Here is a 24,360-nt window from a genome sequence, read left to right as displayed (position 1 = left end):
TACCGGTTTTGGCGTCGCATACAACTGAATTGTGTCAAATGCCAGAGAGGCTTCAGTCCTTTTTCCAGTCCTTCAGGACCGCGAAAGCGGAAGGCTTTTTATCGTTTTCGCCGCTGTCCTCGATATGAGCTTGGAACTCGACGCCTTCCTTGCGCGGATAGGGATCGATCGCAAGGGCGGCGAATTCCGCGACCACCTCGCCGGCGTCGATCGTATCGCCAACAAAGGTCTCTGGCAGATCAGGACCGTCTGGGTCGAGCAGCATTTCGCCGGCGTCATTACCGGGCTGGCGGGCAAGCTTGGAACCCTCAGGCACGAAGATCTGCTCGAAGCTCTCGTCGATCAACGATTGGACCGGCTCCAGCGTCACGACGCAGGACTGGACGATCTTCGCCTGCACACGGCCTTTGACGCGCACGCCGTCGCGCTTCCAGCGGGCGATCTGCAGATCGGCGCTGAGATCGTCGACGGAGACCACGCTCCAGGCCTCGGCAAGTGCCTTCAACTCGCTGGGGTCGGCCTCGATATGGACTTCGACGGGGTTGGCGGAGATATGGCCGACCTTCACGCGATAGGAGAAGGGAACATCGTCCAGATTATCTTTCATCGTTTCCTCCTTCACGCAACTGGCGGCAGCGTTGCCGAACCGCTGGCAATCATCGCTTCCGGAACGGCGGACAGATGGGCTTCCGCGGCCACCATCCAAGCGGCAAGGCCGGACATATCCGCCGGCGCCTGGCTTTCGGGGTAGATATTGCGCTGGAGAGCAAGAGCGAGCGCTTCGGGATCGCCGGCATCCATCGCCTTGGAATAGGTTTCGAGCCGGCCATAGAACATGCCGGCGAGCTTCTTCATGCGTTTCGGCACGCTATTGTCGCCGATGCCGAGTTCGCGAATCGAATAGTCGATGTCCTGGAAGAAGGCGTCGACGATCTCCTGAGCTATCTCCTGGCCGCTGACAGCCGAGGCGCGCGTGCGCCGAAAAAACAGAATCATGACGATCGACAGCATTTCGAAACGGCCCATGACCGTATCCGGTACATTGAGCCGCTCATAGAGATCGGGCATGCGCGCAGCCGCCGTCAGCGCCGCATACTGCCGGTCGACGATCGCCTGATTGTTGTTTTTCTTACGGAAGAGCCCGAGGATCATTGTTTTTTCCGGAAATGCCTCATTCTTCACGCCGGCTGGCGTCCGGCCTTGTTGCATGATTTCGAAAGCTGGTTTACCGAAGCAGGCGCGAATTGCAATGCCGATCGTGGCCAGCTTCGGGACGACCCCTTCGAGGCGCCAGCGAAGCAAATTCGGGAAACTCGACCCGGAATGGCCACAATGGTTTTGCAGGAGGAAAGCGTACAAGGCCCAAAATGGCTGCTATCGACACTCAAGGGAGTAGATGTCGTTGAAGAAACGGTATTTCAAGTCTGACATGAAATTCTTCAGCAGCGCGGCCATTGCCTTCATAATCGCCTCCACATCAGCTCTTTCAGGCTGCCAGACAGGCACCGTCCTCAACGGCGGCTATGTCGTCGATCAGCAGTCGCTCGATCTCGTTCCGGAAGGGTCCAGCCGGGAACAGGTACTGCTATCGCTCGGCACGCCGTCGACGACGGCGACCTTTGACGGCGAGGTCTTCTATTATATCTCGCAGCGGCGCACGCGCGCCGTCGCCTTCCAGAAGCTGAAGGTCGTCGATCAGACCGTTCTGGCCATCTATTTCGACAAGGAGGGCGTCGTCAACCGCCGCGCCAACTACACGCTGCAGGACGGCAAGGTCTTCGATACGATCGGGCGTGTCACGCCGACCGGCGGCAAAGAACTCACCTTCCTGCAGCAGATGCTCTCCGGCGGCAGCGCAGCAAGTGCGGCCCGCAGCCTGTTCGGCGGCGGCGCCGGCGGCACGCCGCAAAATCCGAGCAGCCTGCGCTGATCGAACATGCCTTCAACGAAAAACCCGCCGGAGCGATCCGGCGGGTTTTTCAATGAGCGTGCTTCGGCGCCGCGGCTGACCGCGGTGCCTTTGCGATGTGCGTCAGCCGGCGAGAACGGCGAGCAGCAGCAGCGCGACGATGTTGGTGATCTTGATCGCCGGATTGACGGCGGGGCCTGCGGTATCCTTGTAGGGATCGCCGACGGTATCGCCGGTGACGGAGGCCTTGTGCGCATCCGATCCCTTCATGTGACGCACGCCGTCCTTGTCAACAAAACCGTCCTCGAAGCTCTTCTTGGCATTGTCCCAGGCGCCGCCGCCCGAGGTCATCGAGATGGCGACGAAGAGGCCGTTGATGATGACGCCGAGCAGCGATGCGCCGAGAGCGGCAAAGGCCGAGGCCTTGGAGCCGGAAATCAGAAGCACGCCGAAATAGACGACTACAGGCGCCAGCACCGGCAGAAGCGAAGGCACGATCATCTCGCGGATGGCCGCCTTGGTCAGCAGGTCGACCGCCTTGCCGTAATCCGGCTTTTCCGTGCCCTGCATGATGCCCGGCTTCAGCTTGAACTGCCGGCGCACCTCCTCGACGATCGAGCCGGCGGCGCGTCCGACGGCCGTCATGGCGATGCCGCCGAAGAGATAGGGAATCAGGCCGCCGAAAAGCAGGCCGGCGACGACGTAAGGATTCGAAAGTTCAAAGGAGATCGTGCCGATATTGGCGAAGTAGGGATATTGGTCGCCGTGGGCCGCAAAATATTGCAGGTCGTTGGCGTAGGCGGCAAAGAGCACCAGCGCGCCGAGACCGGCAGAACCGATCGCGTAACCCTTGGTGACCGCCTTGGTGGTGTTGCCGACGGCGTCGAGCGCATCGGTCGACTTGCGCACTTCCGGCGGCAGATGCGACATTTCGGCGATGCCGCCGGCATTGTCGGTGACAGGGCCGAAGGCATCAAGCGCGACGATCATGCCGGCAAGGCCAAGCATGGCGGTAACGGCGATGCCGGTACCGAAGAGGCCGCCGAGCTGATAGGTGGCGATGATGCCGCCGACGATGACGATTGCCGGCAGGGCGGTCGATTCGAGAGACACCGCCAGACCCTGGATCACATTGGTGCCGTGACCGGTCACTGAGGACTGGGCGATCGAAACGACCGGACGCTTGCCGGTGCCGGTGTAGTATTCGGTGATGACGACGATCAGTGCGGTGACGACGAGGCCGACAAGCCCGCAGATGAAGAGGTTCGTGCCCGATACGTCGGCGCCTGCGACCGTGCCGAGCGAGCCCCAGCCGACGGTGAGCGACGTGGCGGCGCCGAGGCCCACGATCGAAAGCAGGCCGGTGACGATGAGGCCCTTGTAGAGAGCGCCCATGATCGAGCCGTTCGAGCCGAGCTTGACGAAGAAGGTGCCGATGATCGAGGTGATGATGCAGGCGGCGCAGATCGCCAGGGGATAGACCATTGCCGATTGGAGGATCGGCGCACCGGCAAAGAAGATCGCGGCGAGGACCATGGTGGCGACGACGGAGACCGCGTAGGTCTCAAAAAGGTCGGCGGCCATGCCGGCGCAGTCACCGACATTGTCGCCGACGTTATCTGCAATCGTTGCCGGATTGCGCGGATCGTCTTCGGGGATACCGGCCTCAACCTTGCCGACGAGGTCGCCGCCGACATCGGCGCCCTTGGTGAAGATGCCGCCGCCGAGACGGGCGAAGATCGAGATCAGCGAGGCGCCGAAGCCGAGTGCCACCAGCGCGTCGATTACTTCGCGCGAGCCGCTCTCATGGCCAAGCCCGATGGTCAATATCGTGTAGTAGATGGAGACGCCGAGCAGCGCGAGGCCCGCCACCAGCATGCCGGTGATCGCGCCCGACTTGAAGGCGATGTCGAGGCCGGCGGAAAGGCTGGTGGAGGCCGCCTGGGCGGTGCGCACGTTGGCGCGGACGGAGACGTGCATGCCGATGAAGCCGGCAGCGCCTGATAGCACGGCGCCGATCAGGAAACCGATGGCGGCAATGGCGGAAAGAAGCAGCCAGGCAGCAATGAAAACGACGACGCCGACAATGGCAATGGTCTTATACTGGCGGGTCAGGTAGGCCTGAGCACCTTCGCGGATATAGCCCGCGATCTCCTGCATCCGGCTGTTGCCCTGATCGGCGGCAAGCACCGACCGGGTTGCCCAGGCGGCATAGACCACCGAGAGCAGACCGGATGCAATTACGCATAAAAGAATGGTCATTTCGCTCTTTCCTCCCATAGGCCGGAGCTCACTCCTTCTCCGGCAGATACGCCGCCGAATCGCCTTTCCTCTCCACAGAAATGCCACAGCTAAGCCGTGCGGAGATTGCGTGGTCGATGACGTGGCGTCAAGACCGCAACGGGTGAAAACCATTGCGGTACGTAGAAAGACGCAGGGAGATTGTTCGGGGGCTAAGAGCTACTTCTTGGGCTCGCCGCGGACCTGCTTGGCGATGCGGTCTAGCACGGCGTTGACGAGCTTCGGCTCATCGTCATCAAAAAAGGCTCGGGCGATCTCGACATATTCGGTGACGATGACAGCCACCGGGACGTCTTTGCGATCGAGGAGTTCGAAAACTCCGGCGCGCAGGATGGCGCGCACGGTGCTATCGAGGCGCGACAGCGCCCAATCGTCCTGCAGTGCAGCGGCAATCAGCGGATCGAGACGGACCTGATCGCGCACGACTCCGGAGACGATGGAGCGGAACCAGGCGGCATCAGCCTTCAGATAGGTCGCGCCATCGAGCTCCTGGCCGAGGCGGTGCGCCTCGTATTCGGCGACGATTTCCAGAACGCCGGTGCCACCGACATCCATCTGGTAAAGCGCCTGAACGGCCGCCAGGCGGGCAGCGCCCCGCTGGTTCGCAGTCTTGACCGGCCGTTCCGTCTTGTCGTCGTTCATTCGTTATGCACCCAGTTTCTGCTTCAGCCCGATCATCGTCAGAGCCGCACGAGCGGCAAATCCGCCCTTGTCCTTTTCCAAACGGCGCGCGCGCGCCCAAGCCTGTTCGTCATTTTCCACGGTCAGAATGCCGTTGCCGATAGCGAGGGACTCGCTGACCGCGAGATCCATCAAAGCGCGCGAGGATTCGTTCGATACGATATCGAAATGATAGGTCTCGCCGCGGATGACCATGCCGAGAGCGACATAGCCATCATAATGCGTGCCGCCATTGTCGTCCCCATCGAGCGCCATGGCAATCGCTGCCGGAATTTCCAGCGCGCCGGGAACGGTGACGACCTCATAGGTGGCGCCGGCCTGCTCGAGCGCAAAGGTCGCGCCCTCGAGCAACGCGTCGGCCATGTCGTCGTAGAAGCGAGCTTCAACGATCAAAATATGGGGAGCGGTCTCTCTCGACATTGTTTACCTTCGGTTGGCGGGACTTTTTCCACTCGACAGCCCGCGGTCAAAACATGCCTTCAAGAGAATGGCAAGCACTTTCGGCCAGTGCCGCAAATGCGAAAGAGGAAATATCGGCAAGGGGATAGCCGCACCATCATCGCCAAGCCGGGCAGGCCTTCGAGATCTGCTTTCCCGGAATCCCGAAAAATGGCAATTCGAAGGCCGCTTGCGTGAAGGTTTTGTAATGTATTTTCAGTTACTTAGACCATTGACTCGCGGAGGCTGCAACGCCAATTCCATCTCGTGACGCAGACGATCCCCTGCAACGACAGCCGACCGTCAAAGCAGATGAAAGGATAAAATCATGAACCGCGTTGTCACAATTACCATCGCCGCCGCCCTCTCCTCCCTCGCATTTGCCGGCGTCAGCCGGGCCGAGAGCTTCGGGATGAACTCCGCCCACGGCATCGAGCAGACGCTCAAGACGTTCCGGGGCAATAACTTCAATGTCGAGCAGGTCCATAACTGGCACAATCTCGACGGCGATACGACAGGTCCGCGCTCGGCCCCGGAACGTTCCGGCCAGGCCATTCGCGGCATCCAGGCATCGATCGATGCCAACAGGTCGCTTGCCCATCGACTCAACAATGAGGGCGTCGACGTCCGCAACATCGTCAACGCCGAACAGGCGGCGGACGGAAGCGTGACGTTCTACGTCCGCTGAGATCACCCAAGTGCAAGCAACAGAGCGTTAGGCACGTCCATCCGAAGCGCACCGCGCCATCCATGGGCGGCGCTCCCCTCTCCGCCCATGCCGAGGATTTTCCCTGGTCAGCGAGCGATCGCCATTGAATTTTCCGGCAAGATGATAGCTTCTCTTCTTGCAACAGGAGGACATCATGGCGGCGGAACCGAAGGCGGTCATCAATATCGCTGATCTCAAGCTCGACAACTGGAAACGGGGCGAGTTCTACGCAGGCGCCGACGTCTCGTTCGGCGCGCTGCTCGGCCTGGCGGGCCTCGGCATCAGCTATAATGAGGTGCCATCGGGCAAATCGAGCTGCCCCTTCCACAATCATCACGTCGAAGACGAACTGTTCTACGTGATCGCGGGGACCGGCGAATACCGCTTCGGCAGCAAGCGCCATCCGATCCGGGCGGGCGACGTACTTGGCGCACCGGCGGGCGGTCCGGAAACGGCGCATCAGCTTATCAACACCGGCACAGCGACGCTCGTCTATCTCGGCATTTCGACAATGGCGAAAACCGAGATCGTCGAATATCCCGATTCCGGAAAGTTCCTTGCCAAGACCAACAGGGACGCGACAGCAACCGGGCGCTTTCGCCATATCGGACGCACGGAAGGCGGCCTCGACTATTGGGACGGCGAGCCCGGCGCCTGAACGCGATTTCTGCAAGGACCACCGTGATCGACATACCTACTCTTGAAACGGAGCGGCTGATGCTTCGTCCTCATCGCCTCGACGACTTCGAGGCGCATGCGGCGCTCTGGGCGAACGAGGATGTCGTTCGCTTCATCACCGGCGCGCCGTCGACGCGCGAGCAGAGCTGGGGCCGAATGCTGCGCATCGCCGGAATGTGGCACCATATGGGTTTCGGCTTTCTGGCGATCTTGGAAAAGGAAAGCGGCAGATTCATCGGCGAAGCTGGCTTCCTCGAAGCCCGGCGCGATATGGAGCCTTCGATCGAGGGAACGATGGAGACCGGCTGGGCGCTGATGCCGGCAGCCCATGGCCGCGGTTATGCCACAGAGGCGCTGACGGCTCTGATCGGCTGGGCGGAAGCGCATTTTCCGGGAAAGCCGATGAGCTGCATCATCAGTCCCGAGAACCACGCCTCGCTGCGGGTCGCGGCCAAGCTCGGCTTTCGCGAGACAGGGCGCACACAATACAATGGCGAAGTCATTCAGTTTTCCCGTTAGGCACGGGAAGACCAACCGCCATCGCGGGCTTGCCGGCGCGTGCCGGTTCGGCAACACCAAGCTCAAGCAAAAGAATGTCGACGACCTTCAGCTTGCGGCACCCGACTTCATCCCCGGATGGGTCTGGGCGCACCTGCTTCGCGCAAGGAACGGGCTTTAGAGTCGCTGACAAGAGGCAGAAACGCTCGGAATCCTGACGTCCGCCACCTTGACACAACTAAGCATTGGCGGGCGAGCCGCGTGGTAATTGCAGCCGGCAGAAACTCCCCATCCATAAGAGGCTGATCACAAATATGACCATTTTCATTGTTTGCCACAAGGATTTGCCGAGCTACCCTCCTCCCGAGGGCGCGAAAATCATATGGCTCAATTCCAGACCTCCTTTGGAAAACAAGGGAATGGATGTCATTGCCGGCTATGATTTTTTCAGCGAGCCGGAGGAGATTCACACGAAATTGTCAGGATCGCTGGGAACGCTAGTCATCGCAAAAGTCGTTTCGGAAGAAGTTGTAAAACCTCGCAACATTACCATCTGGCAGTATCGTAAATTTTTAACAAGACTGCAAATCGGAAGGCCGAATCCCGAATATCCCGGCATGAATATAGCAACTTCAGAAGAAGTAGAAATCACAAGACCAGAGGATCCGGCGCTTTTTTCAGAGAGTTTCTTTCTGCCTCGCCCATTGAATCTCCACAACATATCGTATCACTATGCAGGCTGCCACAATATTGTTGACTTTTTCAGATATACGGCGTTTTCAGTCGAAGCAAATACTTTAACGCAAGCCGAAGCTTTGCATTTTTTTAATTCCGGCACTCTCGTTCCTGGAGGCATTGAGCTCGGCACATATCCGACGGACTGGTGGCTGGATACCTTTGTGCGCCTTGTGGCGCCGTCTCTTGAATTTGCGAAACGATATCAACCGTTTCAAGCCGAGGATCCCGTGCAGAAACGTGCGATCTCATTTTGCCAGGAGCGTCTGGGAAGCTATCTTCTAATCAAGCGGTTGGCCGAGCTCTATGGCAACAGCCTGCCTGGGTTCTTGTTCGGCGATATGGCCACCGTATCGAACGATGGCGTCTATAGAACCGGCGTATAAACCGAGGCAACCCCAAACGTAGTATCGCAAGTCTTTGCGATACTGGCAGCAGAAGCGTCTGAGCGAGCAAAGCTGGCTAGAGAAAACTGACCCCGGATAGGTCGAGCTCCTGCAATCCTCCAGGCTGACCAGCGAAAGTCCTGGAAACAGTGTGGCGCAAGCTTCACGTCCAATAGTCGGCACCTAGACCAGCCCGAATGCCGTTTCGTGAATCGCGGAGACGGCGACCATGCACTGAGGATGATGCCTTGACGATCAATCAGCCCGTTTCCGCTCCGCCCGCCGGTCTTCCTGATCTGGCGCTTCTCACCGAGAAAGCTGCCGGCACGGGGTCCGTCATTATCTACCAGCCTTATCTCGGCCCTTCGCAGCACAGCCAGCTCGACGCGGCTGCCGTACCGCTCGACATCTCATTCAACACGCAGGCTGCGACGCTCGAATACGAGCTCCTCCGTATCCTGCATGCGCATCACGAGGCGATCGGCCTCGGAGACGACGTGTTTTGGGGACTGCTGTCCAGCAAATTCGAGATGAAGTCGGTGACGAGCTTCCCATCATTCGTTACCGAGGCGGAAAGGGCCAGGGCGGAAGGCGCGGACGCCTATCTCTACAATCCGCTGATCGGCCACGCCGCGATCTACAGCAACGTCTGGGAGCATTCGCTGCTTGGCGGCCGTCCAGGCATTGAGCCGATCTTCCTGCATATCCAGGAGCTCGGCTATCCGATCGCGCCGCCGCAGGACAAAACCGCCTTCATATTCTGCAACTATTTCTGCGGCAACAGGAAATTCTGGTCCGGGTATTTCGCCTTCTGCGAACGCATTCTCGAGTCGCTGGAAGCCCAAGCGCGCGCTGGCACGGCGGCGGGCATCGCCTATGCTGGTACGGCCCACTATTCACGCGATGCCAACGCGACCATGCGCCCCTTCGTGATCGAGCGTCTGCTCGGGCTTTATGTCCAGCAGGCCATTGCCTCCGGATTGAAGATCGCCGCCTTCGTACCGACCGTTGCCGATTTCGAATGGAAGTTCGGTGTCCGCCTAGGCCGGATGCTGCATGGCCTCTTCGCCGCCAAGGAAGCCTTTCTGCGGAGCCGTGACGAGGCTCTCCTGACCTCGTGGCAGCAAGGCCGCCAACCGCTCATCAAGCAGCCGCACCTGATCTGGATGGCCGATGATCCGCCCGCCTGGATGCCGCGCGGCGAGTTCATCGGCGGCCGCGAATTAATGCGCGCCACTGCCCAGCAGCCTTCAGTCGCCTTACCGGTGCCGCAGCAGCCGACCGCGACGGAAAGGCCCGCCATACCGGCCGCACCGAAGATCGAGCAGCCGCTTGGAAACCAGTTGCAGCCCTTTGCCGGCGGATGGCAGGCGCACAAGGACCGCCATTGCATCTGGATCGTCACGCCCGAGAACTACAATCACAGTCACGCCTTCGACGAAGTCGCGCTCGGCCTGCAAGGCGCCTTCGAAGAACTCGGCGGCTCGGCACCGATCGTCCGCGACATGAACGCATTCGCCGGCCGTGCGCCGATCATCTACGGCGGCAATCTTCTCCCCGCCGAAATCGTCGGCCATCTGCCGAAGGACAGCGTCATCATCAACCTCGAGCAGGTGTCAGAAGAAAGCAGTTGGATGAATTCGCGATATACGTCGATCCTGAGAGCGATGCCGGTGCTCGACTACAGTCCGCGCAACCGCGAAAACCTTGCCGCCAAGGGTATCGATCACGCCGGCGTGCTCGAAATCGGTTACAGCCGTTGCCTGAGCCAGATCCAGCACGCCCCCGTCAGGGATATCGACGTCCTCTTCTACGGCTCGATGAACGAACGCCGCCACCATATCCTGAAGACGTTGAACGACAGCGGGCTCAAGGTCGCTCATCTCTTCAACATCTATGGTGCGGAACGCGATGCGGCGATTGCCCGCGCCAAGATCGTCATAAACATCCATCATTATGCGAGCGGCGTCTTCGAGATCGTGCGGATTTCCTATCTGCTAGCCAATCGCGTTTGCGTGCTGACGGAAGGCGACATCCGCGATCCAGACCTTCAGCCCTTCGTCGGCGGCTTGGCAATTGAGCGCTATGACGACATGATCGAGCGCTGCTACAAGCTGATCGCAGATGCCGACGAGCGCGATGCCATTGCCGCGACAGGCCTAGCGGCCATTCGCAGCCGCTCGCAGGCGGACATGCTGATGAGCGTCATGAAGGCCTCAGAAAAGGTACGTCATGCACATTGAGACCGCGACCATCGAGGGCATTGTTGCAATCACGCCGCCGAGGTTCGGCGATCACCGCGGCTACTTCTGCGAAGTATTCAAGGATGCCTGGTTCCGGGAAAATGTGGCCGACGTCACTTTCATCCAGGACAACGAATCGCTTTCAGCGCAGGCTGGAACCGTCCGGGGGCTGCATTTCCAGATCCCGCCCTTCGCGCAGGGCAAGCTGGTGCGCTGCCTTGCCGGCCGGATCATGGATGTCGTCGTCGATATTCGCGAGGGATCGCCGAGCTTCGGCAAATGGCTCTCTCAGGAGCTCTCGCCTGAAACCGGCAAGCAGCTCTGGATACCGGCCGGTTTCGCACACGGATTCGCAACGATCGAGCCGAACAGCGTCATCAGCTACAAGGTAACCGCACCCTACAGCCCGCAGCATGATCGGGGCATCGCGTGGAACGATCCGATGATCGGCATTCGCTGGCCCTTCGATGAGAGAGACATGGTGTCGTCCGCCAAGGACAAGACGCTGCCGCGGCTCGCCGATCTGCCAAGCCATTTTTCCTATACAGCACAGCAACCCAGGGATTGATCGCCGATGCGCATACTGGTCACGGGCGGAGCGGGCTTCATCGGATCGGCCTTGGTGCGCCATCTTGTCAGCGAGATCGGCGCCGAGGTACTGAATGTCGACACGCTGACCTATGCCGGCAATCTGGCATCGCTGAAATCCGTCGAATCGGCGCCGAACTATCAATTCCTGCGCGCCGACATCTGCGACCGCGCCAGGATGCAGGAAGCATTCGCGTCCTTCCGCCCCGACATCGTCATGCATCTCGCGGCGGAGAGCCATGTCGACCGCTCGATCTCGGGCGCGGCCGATTTCATTCAGACCAATATCGTCGGTACATTTAGCCTGCTGGATACCGCACGGCACTATTGGGACGGGCTTGAGGCTCGCCGCAAGAGAGCCTTCCGCTTTCTGCATGTCTCGACTGACGAGGTCTACGGCTCGCTCGGCGCCGAGGGCCTCTTCGCGGAGACGACGCCTTACGATCCGTCCTCGCCCTACTCAGCCTCCAAGGCGGCGAGCGACCATCTGGCGATTGCCTGGCACCGCACCTACGGGCTGCCGGTCGTCGTCTCCAATTGCTCCAACAACTACGGCCCCTTCCATTTCCCGGAAAAGCTCATTCCGCTGATGATCCTGAACGCACTGGAGGACAAGCCTCTTCCGGTTTACGGCAATGGCGCGAACGTTCGCGACTGGCTCTATGTCGAAGACCACGCCCGCGCGCTCTTCACGATCGCATCCAGAGGGCGCCCCGGCGAAAAATACAATGTGGGCGGCCGCAATGAGCGCAGGAACATCGATGTCGTTCACCGCATCTGCGCTATTCTCGACGGCGTCTACAATGACAAGGCACCGCATGCGCGTCTGATCACCAACGTCACGGACCGCCCCGGACACGACGCACGCTATGCAATCGATGCCTCGAAACTCGAAAGCGAACTCGGCTGGAAGGCGCAAGAGACCTTCGACACCGGCATCGAGAAGACCGTGCACTGGTACCTGGAAAACGAATGGTGGTGGAAGCCGCTACGCGAAAACGTCTACTCCGGCGAACGCCTCGGCGTTTTCAAGGGACAATAAGCGATGCGCATCGCCGTCACCGGCAAACAGGGCCAGGTCGTTCAGTCGCTGCTCAGACGTGGCGCCGAAAGGGGCATCGAAATCATTGCGGTCGGGCGGCCGGAAATGGACCTTGCGGATCCTCCAAGCATCGCAGCCGCCTTCTCGGCTCTGCGCCCGGAAGTGATCGTCTCGGCCGCCGCCTATACGGCGGTCGACAAGGCCGAGAGCGAGCCCGATCTTGCTTTTTCTATCAACGCGACAGGCGCCGGGGCGGTGGCCGAGGCTGCCGCGCGGATCGAGGCCCCGGTCATCCACATTTCAACCGACTACGTCTTCAGCGGCGACAAGGCATCCGCGTATTCCGAAGAGGATGGGACGGCGCCGATTTCCGCCTATGGGCGTTCGAAGCTCGCGGGCGAGAAGGCCGTCGCGGCGGCGAACCCGAACCACGTCATCTTGCGCACCGCCTGGGTCTATTCGCCCTTTGGCACCAATTTCCTGAAGACAATGCTGCGACTATCGGAGACGCGCGATCATCTTCGCGTTGTCGCCGATCAGACAGGATGCCCGACCTCGGCACTCGACATAGCCGACGCGGTTCTTGCGATCGCAACCCGTGTTGTAGCGGACCCAGCGCCATCGCTCCGCGGCACCTTTCACCTGACCGGCAGCGGCGAGGCAAGCTGGGCGGACTTTGCCGAGGAGATATTCGCGGAGCTTCTCAAATCCGGCGGCAGAAAGGTCAGGGTCGAACGCATCCCGACGGCGGACTATCCCACACCTGCGATGCGTCCCGCCAATTCGCGTCTCAGCGGCGACAAGCTCGCCAGAATATATGGAATCCGGCTCCCGGAGTGGAAGCAGTCCATGACGGTTGTCATGCAAGACCTTTTGAATAAAGGTCTTTAAGGAGATAGGCATGAAGGGGATTATTCTCGCCGGCGGCACGGGCACGCGTCTGCATCCGATTACGCAGGCCGTCTCGAAACAGTTGATGCCTGTCTACGACAAACCGATGATCTACTATCCGCTGACGACGCTCATGCTCGCCGGCATCAGGGAGTTGCTGATCATCACTACGCCTCATGACGTCGAAGCCTTCAAACGCCTTCTCGGCGACGGCTCGCAATGGGGAATTTCGCTGACCTATGCCGTACAGCCGAGCCCGGACGGCCTTGCCCAGGCCTTCATCATCGGTGCCGACTTCGTACACGGCGACAGCTCGGCACTCGTTCTCGGCGATAACATCTTCTTCGGGCACGGACTGGCGGAAATCATGAAATCCGGCACGAGCCGGCAGGAAGGCGCGACGGTCTTCGCCTATCACGTCACCGATCCGGAACGCTATGGCGTTGTCAGCTTTGACAAAGAGATGAATGCGCGGTCGATCGAGGAGAAGCCGAAGGAGCCGAAAACGAACTGGGCGGTGACCGGCCTCTATTTCTACGACCAGCAGGTGGTCGATATCGCCGCCAACCTGAAGCCTTCACCGCGGGGCGAATTGGAAATCACCGATGTCAACCGCACCTATCTCGAGCGCGGCCAGCTTTTCGTCGAATTGATGGGCCGGGGCTATGCCTGGCTCGACACCGGCACACCGGACAGCCTGCACGATGCCGCAGGTTTCGTCAGCACACTGGAGAAACGCCAGGGCTTCAAAATCGCCTGCCCCGAAGAAGTCGCCTGGCGTATGGGTTACATCTCTCAGGACGAGCTCGCCAAGCTGGCGAAGAAGCTCGGCAAGAGCGCCTACGGCGAGTATCTGACGAAATTGTCCCCGGATTTTTGAATTGTCCGGCCCGCCCGATGCGCTGTCCCTTTCAACCGGCGCATAACCTCCAAAATGGACCGCGTGTTCTGTGTTATTTATTCGCCCGTAGCATCAGACGTTTCCTGCTGCTTGCGTGCTCGGAAATTCCGCCAGTCGGGCAGCGTAACGCGCCATGGTATCGACTTCGAAATTGACGAAATCGCCAGCCTTTCGCTCGCCCCAGGTGGTGACTTCGAGCGTATGGCGGATGAGCAAAACATCGAAGTCGGTGCCGTCGACCGCGTTGACCGTCAGCGAGGTGCCGTCGAGCGCGATCGATCCTTTGGGGGCGACGAATTTCGCCAGATGCTCGGGAGCGCGTAAGCGATAGCGCGTCGCGTCGCCCTCGGATGTCACCGACAGGATTACCGCCTTGCCGTCGACATGGCCGGAAACGATGTGGCCGCCAAGTTCATCGCCGATCTTCAGCGACCGTTCTAGATTGATGCGGCTGCCTTCTTGCCATGTGCCGATCGTCGTCAGCCGCAGCGCCTCTTCCCACGCCTCGACCTCGTACCAGCGGCCGTTGGTTCCTTCGGCAGGCAGGCCGGTCACGGTGAGGCAGATGCCGGCATGCGAGATCGACGCGCCCATATCGATTGTCGCCGGGTCGTAACTCGTGGCGACGCGGAGCTTGATGCCGTCCTTGAGCGGCGAGATGCTTTCGATCGTACCGACGTCAGTGACAATTCCGGTGAACATCAATTCTCTCTTTCATATTCATCCAGGCGATCGGCGCCGAATATATACGTGCCCCTATGGGCGAAACCGGATGGTATGTCGGTTGCCTGCAACGGCGATTCAATACCACCTTCGCCGATGATGACAGGAGCCTGGTAAAGATGGATGCGGTCGACGAGACCTGCTTCAAGGAAAAGCCGCGCCGTCTTTGCGCCGCCTTCGACCAGAAGTGAAGAGATGCCGCGCGTCGCAAGCGCCGGCAGCAGGACCTGGGGATGATAGGGATTGCAGTAGACAATCTCGACGCCGGCGGCTTCGAGTGCTGCGCGGCGGGATTCCACGTTGGCTGTCTCGGCGGGTGCATCACCCCCCTCTGCCCTGCCGGGCATCTCCCCCACAAGGGGGGAGATCAAATCGTGGCCAACTTTCTTCCCAGCATCTTCAGATCCTGGTGATGAGAGGTCATCTTGGGAATGCGAATCGCGCTCCTTGCCGATCTCCCCCCTTGTGGGGGAGATCTCCGGCGGGACAGAGGGAGGCAATCCCTCGGCATCCGCAGCCAATGGCGATACTTCCTCGCTCGCCACCACGATGACCGGCACCTCCCGCGCCGTCTGAACCAGCTTGCTCGTCAGCGGCAATGCCAGCGAGGGATCGAGCACAATGCGGATTGGCGATTGCGCTTCGAGCCCTGGTGTGCGCACCGTCAGAAGCGGATCGTCTGCTATCGCCGTGCCGATGCCGACGAGGATGGCGTCGGTTTCGGCTCGCAAGGCCTGCACCTGGGCGCGGGCCTGCGGCCCGGTGATCGCCACCTGGCCCTCCCCCGGGCGGCCGATCATGCCATCGGCGGAAACGGCAAGTTTGAGAGTCACATAGGGCCGATTCTTCGTCTGGCGGGTGAGATAGGCGGCCAGCGAGCGCCTGCCCTCGACCTCCAGCACGCCCGTCGTTACCTCAATGCCTGCGTCACGCAGCATGGAAATGCCACGGCCCGAAACCCGCGGGTCGGGATCGGTGACGCTGATCACGACGCGGGCAACGCCATAGGAGATCAGCGCCTCGGCGCAGGGCGGCGTTCTGCCGTGGTGCGAGCAGGGCTCGAGCGTCACATAGGCGGTAGCGCCGCGGGCAAGTTCGCCAGCTTCCGCCAGCGCTTGAGGCTCGGCATGCGGGCGGCCGCCGGGCGCCGTGACCGCGCTGCCGACGACGACGCCGTTCCTGACGATCAGGCAGCCGACGGAAGGATTGGTGGCGGTGCGGCCGAGATGCCGGCGAGACAGGCGGATCGCGGCTGCCATGAAATCTTCGTCATCTCCCGTGACGCTCATGGCTCATCCGTCCAGCGGGTCGCGGGCGATCTTCGCGTTGATTTCGGAAATGACCTTCTCGAAATCCTCGGCAAGCGAGAAATCCCGGTAGACCGAGGCGTAGCGCACGAAGCCGACATCGTCGAGGCTCTTCATGGCTTCGAGCACCTGCAGGCCGATCTGCTCGGAGGAAATCTCGGTCTCGCCGGAGCTTTCGAGCCGGCGGACGATCCCGGAAACGGCGCGCTCGATGCGATCGCGCTCGACGGGGCGCTTGCGCAGCGCCACTTCGAAGGAGCGCACCAGCTTATCGCGGTCGAACGGAACCTTGCGGCCGGTCTTCTTGATGACCATCAGCTCGCGCAGCTGCACGCGCTCGAAGGTGGTAAAGCGGCCTCCGCAATCCGGACAGATACGCCGCCGGCGGATCGACGTGTTGTCCTCCGCCGGGCGCGAATCCTTGACCTGGGTATCTTCCGAACCGCAATAGGGGCAGCGCATCGCTACTCCTTATCCCATGTAGTCATACATTGGGAAGCGGTCTGTGAGGTTGACCACTTTGCCGCGCACAGCGGCTTCGACGGCGGCGTTACCTTCATCGGAATTGGCGACCTTCAAGCCGTCCAGAACCTCGACAATGAGATTGCCGATTTCGCGGAATTCAGCTTCCTTGAAGCCGCGGGTCGTCCCGGCCGGTGCGCCCAAGCGCACGCCGGAGGTGACGAAAGGCTTCTCCGGGTCAAAGGGGATGCCGTTCTTGTTGCAGGTGATGTAAGCCCTGCCGAGCGCTGCCTCGGCGCGCTTGCCCGTGGCGTTCTTCTTGCGCAGGTCGACGAGCATCAGATGGTTGTCGGTGCCGCCGGAGACGACGTCGAGGCCGCCAGCGATCAGTGTCTCGGCAAGCGCCCGGGCGTTCTTGACGATCTGGGCGGCATATTCCTTGAATTCCGGCTGCAGCGCCTCCCCGAATGCGACTGCCTTGGCGGCGATGATGTGCATCAGCGGACCGCCCTGCAGACCGGGGAAGACGGCCGAATTGAACTTCTTGGCGAGATCCTCCTCATTGGTGAGGATGACGCCGCCGCGCGGGCCGCGCAGCGACTTGTGGGTCGTGGTCGTCGCGACGTGGCAGTGTGGGAACGGCGACGGATGCTGCCCTCCGGCGACGAGGCCGGCGATGTGGGCCATGTCAACCATCAGATAGGCGCCGACGCTGTCGGCGATCTCGCGGAAGCGCTTCCAGTCCCAGATACGGGAATAGGCTGTGCCGCCGGCGATGATCAGCTTCGGCTTGTGCTCTTCGGCCTTGCGGGCGACCTCATCCATGTCGAGAAGGTTGTCACCTTCGCGTACGCCGTAGGAGACGACATTGAACCACTTGCCGGACATGTTGACCGGCGAACCATGGGTGAGGTGGCCGCCCGAATTCAGGTCGAGACCCATGAAAGTGTCGCCGGGCTGCAGCAGCGCCAGGAACACGGCCTGGTTCATCTGCGAGCCGGAATTCGGCTGAACATTGGCGAAATTGACGCCGAACAGCTTCTTCGCACGCTCGATCGCCAATTCTTCGGCGATATCGACGAACTGGCAGCCGCCGTAATAACGCTTGCCGGGATAACCCTCGGCATATTTGTTGGTCATGATGGAGCCCTGGGCTTCCAGCACGGCGCGGGAAACGATGTTCTCGGAAGCGATCAATTCGATCTCATGCCGTTGGCGACCGAGTTCCTTTCCGATCGCGCCGAAAATCTCGGGATCAACATCCGCAAGCGAGCGATTGAAGAAGGATTCGGTGGAAGCATTGGTCATGGGCGGGCTCCTCAACTGGAATGCGGTGAGGTATTAGCCTTCCGCCGTGGCAAGGGCAATACGAAGAACGACATTTGCTGGGCAAAGCGCGCGCTACGGCCCTTTTATGAAGGTTCGTCGCGGTTACTGGGCGGCCGTGGTGCCGAAGCGCCCTCCCCGGCATAAAAAACCGCGCCGGAAGCGCGGTTCTCAAGTCATGATGCTGAGATCGCCGCTTACTGGACCGGCTGTTCCATGCCAGCCGTGGTGTCGAGCGCGAGTTCGGCATTGCCATCCATCTGATAGATGTCGTCGCGGAACTGGACGATGCCGTCTGGCATGCCCCAGGCGGAGATGTAGACGAAATAGACCGGAATTTCCATGGCGAGCTTGATCGGCGTGTTGACGCCGCTTGCGATCACCTGCTCCATCTGCTGGCGGTTCCAGCCTGGCGTTTCGCGCAGCAGCCAGTTCGTCAGGTCACGAACATTCTGAACGCGGACGCAGCCCGAGGATTCGAAACGCATGAGCTTGTTGAACAGGCCTTGCTGCGGCGTGTCGTGCATGTACTCGCCGTTCTTGTTGTAAAAGTTGATTTTCGTCGACGCCATGGCGTTGATCTTGCCGGGGTCCTGACGGAACATCAGGTTCGGCGCCTCGCCGTTCCAGTCGACGGTTTCGGGAGAGACTTCGTTGCCCTTGCCGTCGATCAGGCGGATGGCGTTCTTTTCGAGATAGGTGGGATCCTTGCGCATCAGCGGCATGATGTCCTTTTCGACGATCGAGCGCGGCGCAGTCCAGTAGGGATTGAGGATGACTTCGTAGATCTTGGAGTTGACGATGTGCGTCGGGCGGCTGAGACGGCCGACGACCGCGGTGTGGCGCGTCGCAACGCTCCCGTCTTCGACAGCTTCCACATAGGCGGCCGGGATATTGACCATCACGTGGCGGCGGCCGAGATCTTCGGGGAAAGTCTGCAGGCGGATGAGGTTGGTGTTCAACTGCTGCAGGCGGACATCGCAGGGGATGTTCAGCGCCTTCAGCGTGAATTCGCCGAGAACGCCATCGGCCGGAAGACCGTGACGCGCCTGGAAGCGCTTGACGGCGCCGTCTACATAGGAATCGAAGGCGTTGGAGAGGCCCGCCTCGCGCGGCAGGTCGCCGGTGATCGCCAGACGCTGGCGCAGTGCCTGTACGGCAGGATGGCTGACGCCGAGCTGCAGGCGCTGATCACCCGGATTGACTTCAGGCCAGCCGCCGGCAGCGGCAATCTGCTGATACTGCATGATCGCCTGCTGGGCGCTCGCGACCGACTGGGGGCCAAGGATCGGCGTGTTGGAAACGACGGCGGTCGCCGTGCGCGAAGCCGCCTTGGCGTCGAACTGGTCGTCCCAGTTGCCGCGCCGCGGCGCGTTGATCAGAGTATCGAGTGCAGACTGGGCGAAGGCCGGCGCGGCAATTGCGCTGGCGCCAACCGTTGCCGCCGACGCAAGGAAAGCGCGGCGCGAGAGAGCTTCATTTCCGTTTTTCTTCGACATAGTCCCAACCACTGAATGCCGCTACAAAGGAAGCGCGGCCCTTTGCGATATCACTGCGCCGTAACGCAGATCCCATCCATTCGTTACTCCCGGCACATCGGAAAATTCCGCCCGCCGCATCACAAGATTGCGATGCGAAAGCCTGAACGTTCCTGGTCCATTGAAAGCGCCGGTTGTCAACCTTCCGCTGCCACACCAATATGGCTAATTCGTGTTGCCAGGCCGAAGACAGCCGACGATGGCCGAGTCTTCACGCAACGAACCATGTGATGGGGTAAATCGTGCCGGTTAATAACGGCTAAAAAACGGCTTGAATACCGGCTCTTACGCTTGCCTGCAATGCGTTGCAAAGATGCCACGGGCGCGACGACAAACCGGACGCGCAGGGAACGCATCCGGTTTTCTTCAACCCTGAAAGGAGGTCGAGGGTCTTAGAGGCGATACATGATCGAGTCGTTCCAGAAGCGGTCGAGGCGCTGGAGCAACTTGTTCATCTGGGTGAACTCGTCGGTGCCGATGCCGCCGACCTTGTCGATCGAGGCGATGTGGCGTTCGTAGAGCCTGGCGACCGTTTCGGCGATCTCCTGGCCGGTTTCGGTCAGGCTGATGCGGACCGAGCGGCGGTCGATGCGGGAGCGCTGGTGGTTGATGAAGCCGAGATCGACCAGCTTCTTGACGTTGTAGGAAACGTTGGAGCCGAGATAGTAGCCGCGAGAACGCAGCTCGCCGGCCGTCAGCTCGGAATTGCCGATGTTGAAAAGGAGCAGCGCCTGAATGGCGTTGACGTCGCTGCGGCCCTGCCGGTCGAACTCGTCCTTGATGACGTCGAGAAGGCGGCGATGAAGACGTTCGACAAGATGAAGGGATTCCATGTAAAGATCACGGATGCCCTGATCCTGCTGGTCACGGAAGTTCGATACCGCCTGCGGCTTGATTTTCGTGTTCATATTGACTGCCTCACTGTTTTGTTTGGCGGTGTCGTTTTCTTCCCGCCTTGAGTGAGACCCTATCGAATACATATAAAATTCGACTTAAACCGCAGGCTTAATGGAGCCTTACCGGAAACTCCACGTTGTCTCAGGGTAAATCAACACTTACCTGGCGGCGGTGCCGGCGCTTTTCCAGCCAGAGCAGCAGGCGGAAAATGCAGTAGACCGCAGCGACCATGAGATGCAGCAGGATGATCAGCTTGTTGGGCCCAAAAATGTCAGGCAACAGCCCATACATCAGGATTTGCCCGCCTGCGGCCAGCACCCAGATGACCGGTCCCCAGGAGACGGTGAGCCAGAGGCCGAGGGAAGCGACGGGGAAAAGCACGGCAAGGCTGGTGCTTGCGACCTTCCACGGCAGGCTCAAAAGATCGAAGCGGCCGGCCCCGACCAGGGAATAGCCGACGAGCATCGCCCAATATTGCAGCCCGAACCAGAAGCAGGATACGGCGACCAGCCTCAGAAAGAGGATGAAGAGAAGATCCGCCAGCGTGCGTTTCGGTATTGTCGGGGATTCGGTTTCCATGGCGCAAACATCGGTTCGGGATCGGATCGTTACAAGCAGGTTTTTCCGCCGCGGCCAATCGTCCGGTTTGGATTTTCCGGGCGCCATGATAATGAGCGCTCCGATAAATGGAATGGCGTGGGGATAGATATCATGCAGGATAAGACGCATCTCGTCGACGACATCACCGGCCATCGCCGCATGCGGCGCAACCGCAAGGCGGACTGGACGCGCCGACTCGTACGGGAGAACCAGCTGACGGTCGACGACCTGATCTGGCCGATCTTCATCGTGCCGGGCTCCTGTATCATCGATCCGATCCCGGCCATGCCGGGCGTCAACCGCATGAGCATCGACAAGGCGGTCGAGGCCGCGCGCGAAGCGGCCGGCCTCGGTATTCCGGCGCTGGCGACCTTTCCCAATATCGAGATGGAGCTGCGTGACGAGACCGGTTCGAACAGCCTTGAGGCCAACAATCTGATCAATCAGGCGACGGCGGCGATCAAGAAGGCAGTGCCGGAGATCGGCGTCATCACCGACGTCGCGCTCGACCCCTTCACCAGCCATGGCCATGACGGAATTCTGAGAGGCGGCGAGATCGTCAACGACGAGACGGTCGATCAGGTGTCCCGAGCCGCCGTGATGCAGGCCGATGCCGGCGCCGACATCATCGCGCCGTCGGAGATGATGGACGGGCGCATCGGGGCGATCCGCAGGGCGCTCGACGCCGCCGGCCATCAAAGCGTCGGTATCATGAGCTATGCAACGAAATTCGCCTCCGCTTTCTACGGCCCCTATCGCGAGGCAATCTCGACGGGCGGTCTGCTGAAGGGCGACAAGAAAACCTATTATATCGATCCGGCCAACGGCACCGAGGCGATCCGCGACGCCGCCCTCGACGTCGAAGAAGGCGCCGACATGCTCATGGTCAAGCCCGGCCTGCCCTATCTCGACATCTGCTGGCGGATGAAGGAGGCCTTCGGCCTGCCGACCTTCGCCTACCAGGTTTCGGGTGAGTATACGCAGATCAAAGCCGCAGCCATGAACGGCTGGATCGACGGCGAGCGGGCGATGCTTGAAACGCTGCTGTCGTTCAAACGGGCAGGATGCGACGGCGTCCTCACCTATTTCGCGGTCGAGGTGGCGAAAATTCTCGCAAAGAGGTGATTTTAGGGCGGATGATTGTATTTCGCCCCGCTGACACCATATCAGCGCCATCGCTTTTGCGAGCGGAGATTAAGATGAGCTACAACCCCAATCCGCTTTATGCCGCACCGGAGGACTGGCGCGCCTATAGCGGCGTGTTGAGCCGCCGCGTCTTCGCCTTCATCCTCGATTACGTCATCGTAGCGCTGCTCTGGATTCCAGCTGCGGTCGTGCTGTTCTTCCTGTCAATCCTCACGCTGGGACTCGGCTTTCTTCTCTACCCCGCCCTGTTCGTGATCGTCGCGGGCATTTACTTCGGCCTGACCGTCGGCGGGCCGAGCCAGGCTTCGCTCGGCATGCGGGCGATGGGAATCGCGATGATGCGCGTCGACGCACGTCCGATGGATTTCCTGACGGCGATCGTGCATCTGGCGCTGTTCTGGATCCTCAACTCGGTACTGACGCCACTCATCCTGCTTGCCGGCCTGTTTACCGAACGCAGCCGTCTCATCCACGACCTCCTGGTCGGCACGGTGACGGTGCGCACTGCCTGAGACCTTCTGCCTGAGACCTTGGCGGCGGAGACGAAAAAACTCTCCGCCTTCCCTATACCCCGGATGACGACGCTCCATATCCAAAATTAGAAGACTGAAATGAAGGGCGAAGACCGCCGCGCTGTTGACGTTTTCCATTCTTAGGTCATGCTGTCAGAAAACGGCACTGTCTCGACAAGGAAACTTCCGCGACAAATGAATACGCAGACGACGCCATCCCCGCAGTTTTATCTGACGGCTCCGGCTGCGTGTCCGTATCTGCCGCATGAGATGGAACGCAAGGTCTTCACTCATCTGGTCGGCCCGCGGGCCGCCGAGATGAACGACATTCTCACCCAGGGCGGGTTCCGCCGCTCGCAGAACATCGCCTACCGGCCGGCGTGTGAATCCTGCCGCGCCTGCGTTTCGGTGCGAATCCTCGCCCAGGAATTCGAACCGACGAAATCAATGAAGCGGGTGCTTGCCGCCAATGCCGACGTCATCGCCACCGAATTCGCCGCTCAGCCTTCCAGCGAGCAATATTCACTTTTCCGGCGCTATCTTGATTATCGCCACCAACAGGGCGGCATGTCCGACATGACGGTGCTCGATTATGCAATCATGGTGGAAGACACGCATGTGAATACGCGAATCGTCGAATACCGCCGGCGCGAGGAAGGCTCCGGGCTGGAGGAGCGGCCGAAAGGCGAGCTGCTTGCCGCCGCACTGACCGACACGATGAGTGACGGGCTCTCGATGGTCTATTCTTATTTCAATCCGGCTCTTGAGCGACGTTCGCTCGGCACCTTCATGATTCTGGACCATGTCAGGCGCACGAGGGCGCTCGGCCTGCCGCATGTCTACCTCGGCTATTGGGTTCAGGGATCCCGGAAAATGGACTACAAGACCCGCTTTCAGCCGCAGGAGCATCTGACGCCGCGCGGCTGGGAACGTTTCGACCCCTCCTCCATGCCCGAAAGCACCCACGACTGAATGTCCCATACTTCCGACCACCGGAAGGGCTTGCTGCTGACGGCGATCGGCGGCCTGGCGCTTTCGATTGATATTCCGCTTGTCCGCCTCGGCGAGGGCGACATCTGGTCGATTCTCGGAATGCGAAGCGCAGCAACGGTTCTGGCCACGCTTGTCATCCTTGGAGCAATGCGCCTTGCCTCAGGCAAATGGCCGGTCCTTGTGCCGGGGCGACCCGGTCTACTCGCCGGTCTGCTCTATGGCCTCTCCTCACTTACCTTCGTGCTGGCCGTTTTCAATACGAATACAGCCAATGTCGTCTTCATCGTCGCCTTCAACCCCATGTTCGGGGCTCTTCTTTCCTGGATCTTTCTCAAGGAGAAGCCGCAGCCCGCAACGCTGATCGCCATGCTGTTCATGATCCTGGGTGTCGGACTGATCGTCAGCGAAGGGCTTTCCAGCGGCCATGCTTTTGGCGACGCCATGGCGCTTCTCAGCGCGCTTATTCTTGCCGCAGCCATCACGGTCGGGCGTGCGTCGCGCCGGGAAATGGGCTTCGTGCCGCTGCTCGCCGCCTTTTTGCCGGCTGTGCTTGGCCTCGCGCAGGCACTGCCCTCAGGCCTTGCCATCGCCCGTCCCGGCTGGATTCTCTTCAACGGTGCCATCGTGATGCCGGTTGCGTTCTGGTGCCTGGCAACGGGGCCACGTTATCTTTCCGCGCCCGAAGTCGGCATGTTCTATCTGTTGGAAACGGTGCTTGCGCCGATCTGGGTCTGGCTGATCTTTGCTGAAACGCCGGCGGCGATGACACTCGTCGGCGGCAGCATTCTGGTGGCGACAATTGCCGCGCATTCCCTCTGGATGGCGCGGCGGAAGAGCATCAGGCAAGTGTTGTAAC

The 24,360-nt window shown here is 60.5% G+C and carries 26 protein-coding genes; 14 read left to right on the top strand and 12 right to left on the bottom strand.

Going from position 1 to position 24,360, the window contains the following annotated elements; all coding sequences use genetic code 11:
* Positions 1-52: 52 nt before the first annotated feature.
* Both FFR93_RS24485 and FFR93_RS24480 read right to left on the bottom strand, forming a co-directional pair.
* On the bottom strand, positions 53-607 hold the full coding sequence (locus FFR93_RS24485; protein ID WP_064711300.1) for a DUF177 domain-containing protein: 555 nt from the start codon (positions 605-607) through the stop codon (positions 53-55).
* Positions 608-618: 11 nt separating this feature from the next.
* On the bottom strand, positions 619-1,209 hold the full coding sequence (locus FFR93_RS24480; RefSeq protein WP_064707070.1) for a ubiquinol-cytochrome C chaperone family protein: 591 nt from the start codon (positions 1,207-1,209) through the stop codon (positions 619-621).
* A 187-nt stretch (positions 1,210-1,396) separates the two neighbouring features.
* Between FFR93_RS24480 and FFR93_RS24475 the strand changes: the two genes are divergently transcribed.
* Entirely contained in the window at positions 1,397-1,930 is a 534-nt protein-coding gene (locus FFR93_RS24475; protein WP_064706869.1) for an outer membrane protein assembly factor BamE, read from the top strand.
* A gap of 102 nt (positions 1,931-2,032) precedes the next feature.
* Here the strand turns inward: FFR93_RS24475 and FFR93_RS24470 are convergent, their stop codons facing one another.
* From FFR93_RS24470 to ribH, 3 genes are all read right to left on the bottom strand, one after another.
* Positions 2,033-4,171 carry a sodium-translocating pyrophosphatase gene (locus FFR93_RS24470; protein WP_064707069.1) on the bottom strand — a complete coding sequence of 713 codons (2,139 nt, stop codon included), beginning with the start codon at positions 4,169-4,171 and terminating at the stop codon, positions 2,033-2,035.
* 198 nt (positions 4,172-4,369) lie between these two features.
* Positions 4,370-4,852, bottom strand: a complete 483-nt coding sequence (nusB, locus tag FFR93_RS24465; RefSeq protein WP_138395085.1) for a transcription antitermination factor NusB — start codon at positions 4,850-4,852, stop codon at positions 4,370-4,372.
* 3 nt (positions 4,853-4,855) lie between these two features.
* Complete coding sequence (ribH, locus tag FFR93_RS24460) at positions 4,856-5,311, bottom strand: 6,7-dimethyl-8-ribityllumazine synthase (protein WP_138395084.1); 456 nt, start codon at positions 5,309-5,311, stop codon at positions 4,856-4,858.
* A 346-nt stretch (positions 5,312-5,657) separates the two neighbouring features.
* Between ribH and FFR93_RS24455 the strand changes: the two genes are divergently transcribed.
* The 9 genes from FFR93_RS24455 to rfbA all read left to right on the top strand — a co-directional run bounded on the left by FFR93_RS24455 (position 5,658) and on the right by rfbA (position 13,979).
* Positions 5,658-6,017, top strand: a complete 360-nt coding sequence (locus tag FFR93_RS24455) for a hypothetical protein (RefSeq protein ID WP_138395083.1) — start codon at positions 5,658-5,660, stop codon at positions 6,015-6,017.
* Between the two features lie 175 nt (positions 6,018-6,192).
* Positions 6,193-6,696, top strand: a complete 504-nt coding sequence (locus FFR93_RS24450) for a cupin domain-containing protein (RefSeq protein ID WP_138395082.1) — start codon at positions 6,193-6,195, stop codon at positions 6,694-6,696.
* Positions 6,697-6,719: 23 nt separating this feature from the next.
* The gene (locus tag FFR93_RS24445) at positions 6,720-7,235 is read left to right on the top strand and encodes a GNAT family N-acetyltransferase (protein WP_138395081.1); all 516 of its coding nucleotides are present in this window, start codon (positions 6,720-6,722) and stop codon (positions 7,233-7,235) included.
* 293 nt (positions 7,236-7,528) lie between these two features.
* Positions 7,529-8,335, top strand: coding sequence for a hypothetical protein (locus tag FFR93_RS24440; protein WP_138395080.1), 807 nt, complete (start codon positions 7,529-7,531; stop codon positions 8,333-8,335).
* Positions 8,336-8,583: 248 nt separating this feature from the next.
* Entirely contained in the window at positions 8,584-10,578 is a 1,995-nt protein-coding gene (locus FFR93_RS24435; protein WP_138395079.1) for a glycosyltransferase family 1 protein, read from the top strand.
* The gene (rfbC, locus tag FFR93_RS24430) at positions 10,568-11,146 is read left to right on the top strand and encodes a dTDP-4-dehydrorhamnose 3,5-epimerase (RefSeq protein ID WP_138395078.1); all 579 of its coding nucleotides are present in this window, start codon (positions 10,568-10,570) and stop codon (positions 11,144-11,146) included. Before FFR93_RS24435 ends, rfbC begins: the two co-directional genes overlap by 11 nt.
* 6 nt (positions 11,147-11,152) lie before the next feature.
* Complete coding sequence (gene rfbB, locus FFR93_RS24425; RefSeq protein ID WP_138395077.1) at positions 11,153-12,208, top strand: dTDP-glucose 4,6-dehydratase; 1,056 nt, start codon at positions 11,153-11,155, stop codon at positions 12,206-12,208.
* Between the two features lie 3 nt (positions 12,209-12,211).
* A complete protein-coding gene (gene rfbD / locus FFR93_RS24420) occupies positions 12,212-13,099 on the top strand; it encodes a dTDP-4-dehydrorhamnose reductase (protein WP_138395076.1) in 888 nt (295 codons plus the stop codon).
* A 10-nt stretch (positions 13,100-13,109) separates the two neighbouring features.
* Positions 13,110-13,979: a glucose-1-phosphate thymidylyltransferase RfbA gene (gene rfbA, locus FFR93_RS24415; RefSeq protein ID WP_064706859.1), complete on the top strand. Its 870-nt coding sequence runs from the start codon at positions 13,110-13,112 to the stop codon at positions 13,977-13,979.
* Positions 13,980-14,072: 93 nt separating this feature from the next.
* On the opposite strand, the gene FFR93_RS24410 is transcribed toward rfbA, so the two are convergent.
* The 7 genes from FFR93_RS24410 to FFR93_RS24380 all read right to left on the bottom strand — a co-directional run bounded on the left by FFR93_RS24410 (position 14,073) and on the right by FFR93_RS24380 (position 20,832).
* Entirely contained in the window at positions 14,073-14,702 is a 630-nt protein-coding gene (locus FFR93_RS24410; RefSeq protein WP_138395075.1) for a riboflavin synthase, read from the bottom strand.
* On the bottom strand, positions 14,702-16,012 hold the full coding sequence (gene ribD / locus FFR93_RS24405; RefSeq protein WP_138395074.1) for a bifunctional diaminohydroxyphosphoribosylaminopyrimidine deaminase/5-amino-6-(5-phosphoribosylamino)uracil reductase RibD: 1,311 nt from the start codon (positions 16,010-16,012) through the stop codon (positions 14,702-14,704). Before ribD ends, FFR93_RS24410 begins: the two co-directional genes overlap by 1 nt.
* Positions 16,013-16,015: 3 nt before the next feature.
* The gene (gene nrdR / locus FFR93_RS24400) at positions 16,016-16,492 is read right to left on the bottom strand and encodes a transcriptional regulator NrdR (protein ID WP_064706856.1); all 477 of its coding nucleotides are present in this window, start codon (positions 16,490-16,492) and stop codon (positions 16,016-16,018) included.
* Between the two features lie 9 nt (positions 16,493-16,501).
* Positions 16,502-17,800: a serine hydroxymethyltransferase gene (gene glyA / locus FFR93_RS24395; RefSeq protein WP_064711176.1), complete on the bottom strand. Its 1,299-nt coding sequence runs from the start codon at positions 17,798-17,800 to the stop codon at positions 16,502-16,504.
* A 215-nt stretch (positions 17,801-18,015) separates the two neighbouring features.
* Positions 18,016-19,317 (bottom strand): L,D-transpeptidase family protein, encoded by a 1,302-nt coding sequence (locus FFR93_RS24390; RefSeq protein WP_138395073.1) that lies wholly within the window; start codon positions 19,315-19,317, stop codon positions 18,016-18,018.
* 431 nt (positions 19,318-19,748) lie between these two features.
* The gene (locus FFR93_RS24385) at positions 19,749-20,264 is read right to left on the bottom strand and encodes a MarR family winged helix-turn-helix transcriptional regulator (protein ID WP_064706853.1); all 516 of its coding nucleotides are present in this window, start codon (positions 20,262-20,264) and stop codon (positions 19,749-19,751) included.
* A gap of 130 nt (positions 20,265-20,394) precedes the next feature.
* Complete coding sequence (locus tag FFR93_RS24380) at positions 20,395-20,832, bottom strand: DUF6163 family protein (RefSeq protein WP_138395072.1); 438 nt, start codon at positions 20,830-20,832, stop codon at positions 20,395-20,397.
* Positions 20,833-20,964: 132 nt separating this feature from the next.
* On the opposite strand from FFR93_RS24380, the gene hemB reads away from it, so the two are divergent.
* From hemB to FFR93_RS24360, 4 genes are all read left to right on the top strand, one after another.
* Entirely contained in the window at positions 20,965-21,978 is a 1,014-nt protein-coding gene (hemB, locus tag FFR93_RS24375; RefSeq protein WP_138395071.1) for a porphobilinogen synthase, read from the top strand.
* Between the two features lie 74 nt (positions 21,979-22,052).
* Entirely contained in the window at positions 22,053-22,511 is a 459-nt protein-coding gene (locus FFR93_RS24370) for an RDD family protein (RefSeq protein WP_138395070.1), read from the top strand.
* Between the two features lie 195 nt (positions 22,512-22,706).
* Positions 22,707-23,483, top strand: a complete 777-nt coding sequence (locus FFR93_RS24365) for an arginyltransferase (protein ID WP_064706849.1) — start codon at positions 22,707-22,709, stop codon at positions 23,481-23,483.
* Positions 23,484-24,359, top strand: coding sequence for a DMT family transporter (locus FFR93_RS24360; protein WP_138395069.1), 876 nt, complete (start codon positions 23,484-23,486; stop codon positions 24,357-24,359).
* The last annotated feature ends 1 nt before the right edge of the window (position 24,360 follow it).

Origin of the sequence: Rhizobium sp. MHM7A, assembly GCF_005862215.1 — a bacterium.
Lineage (GTDB): Bacteria > Pseudomonadota > Alphaproteobacteria > Rhizobiales > Rhizobiaceae > Rhizobium > Rhizobium bangladeshense.
This window is presented reverse-complemented; position numbering and strand designations above follow the sequence as displayed.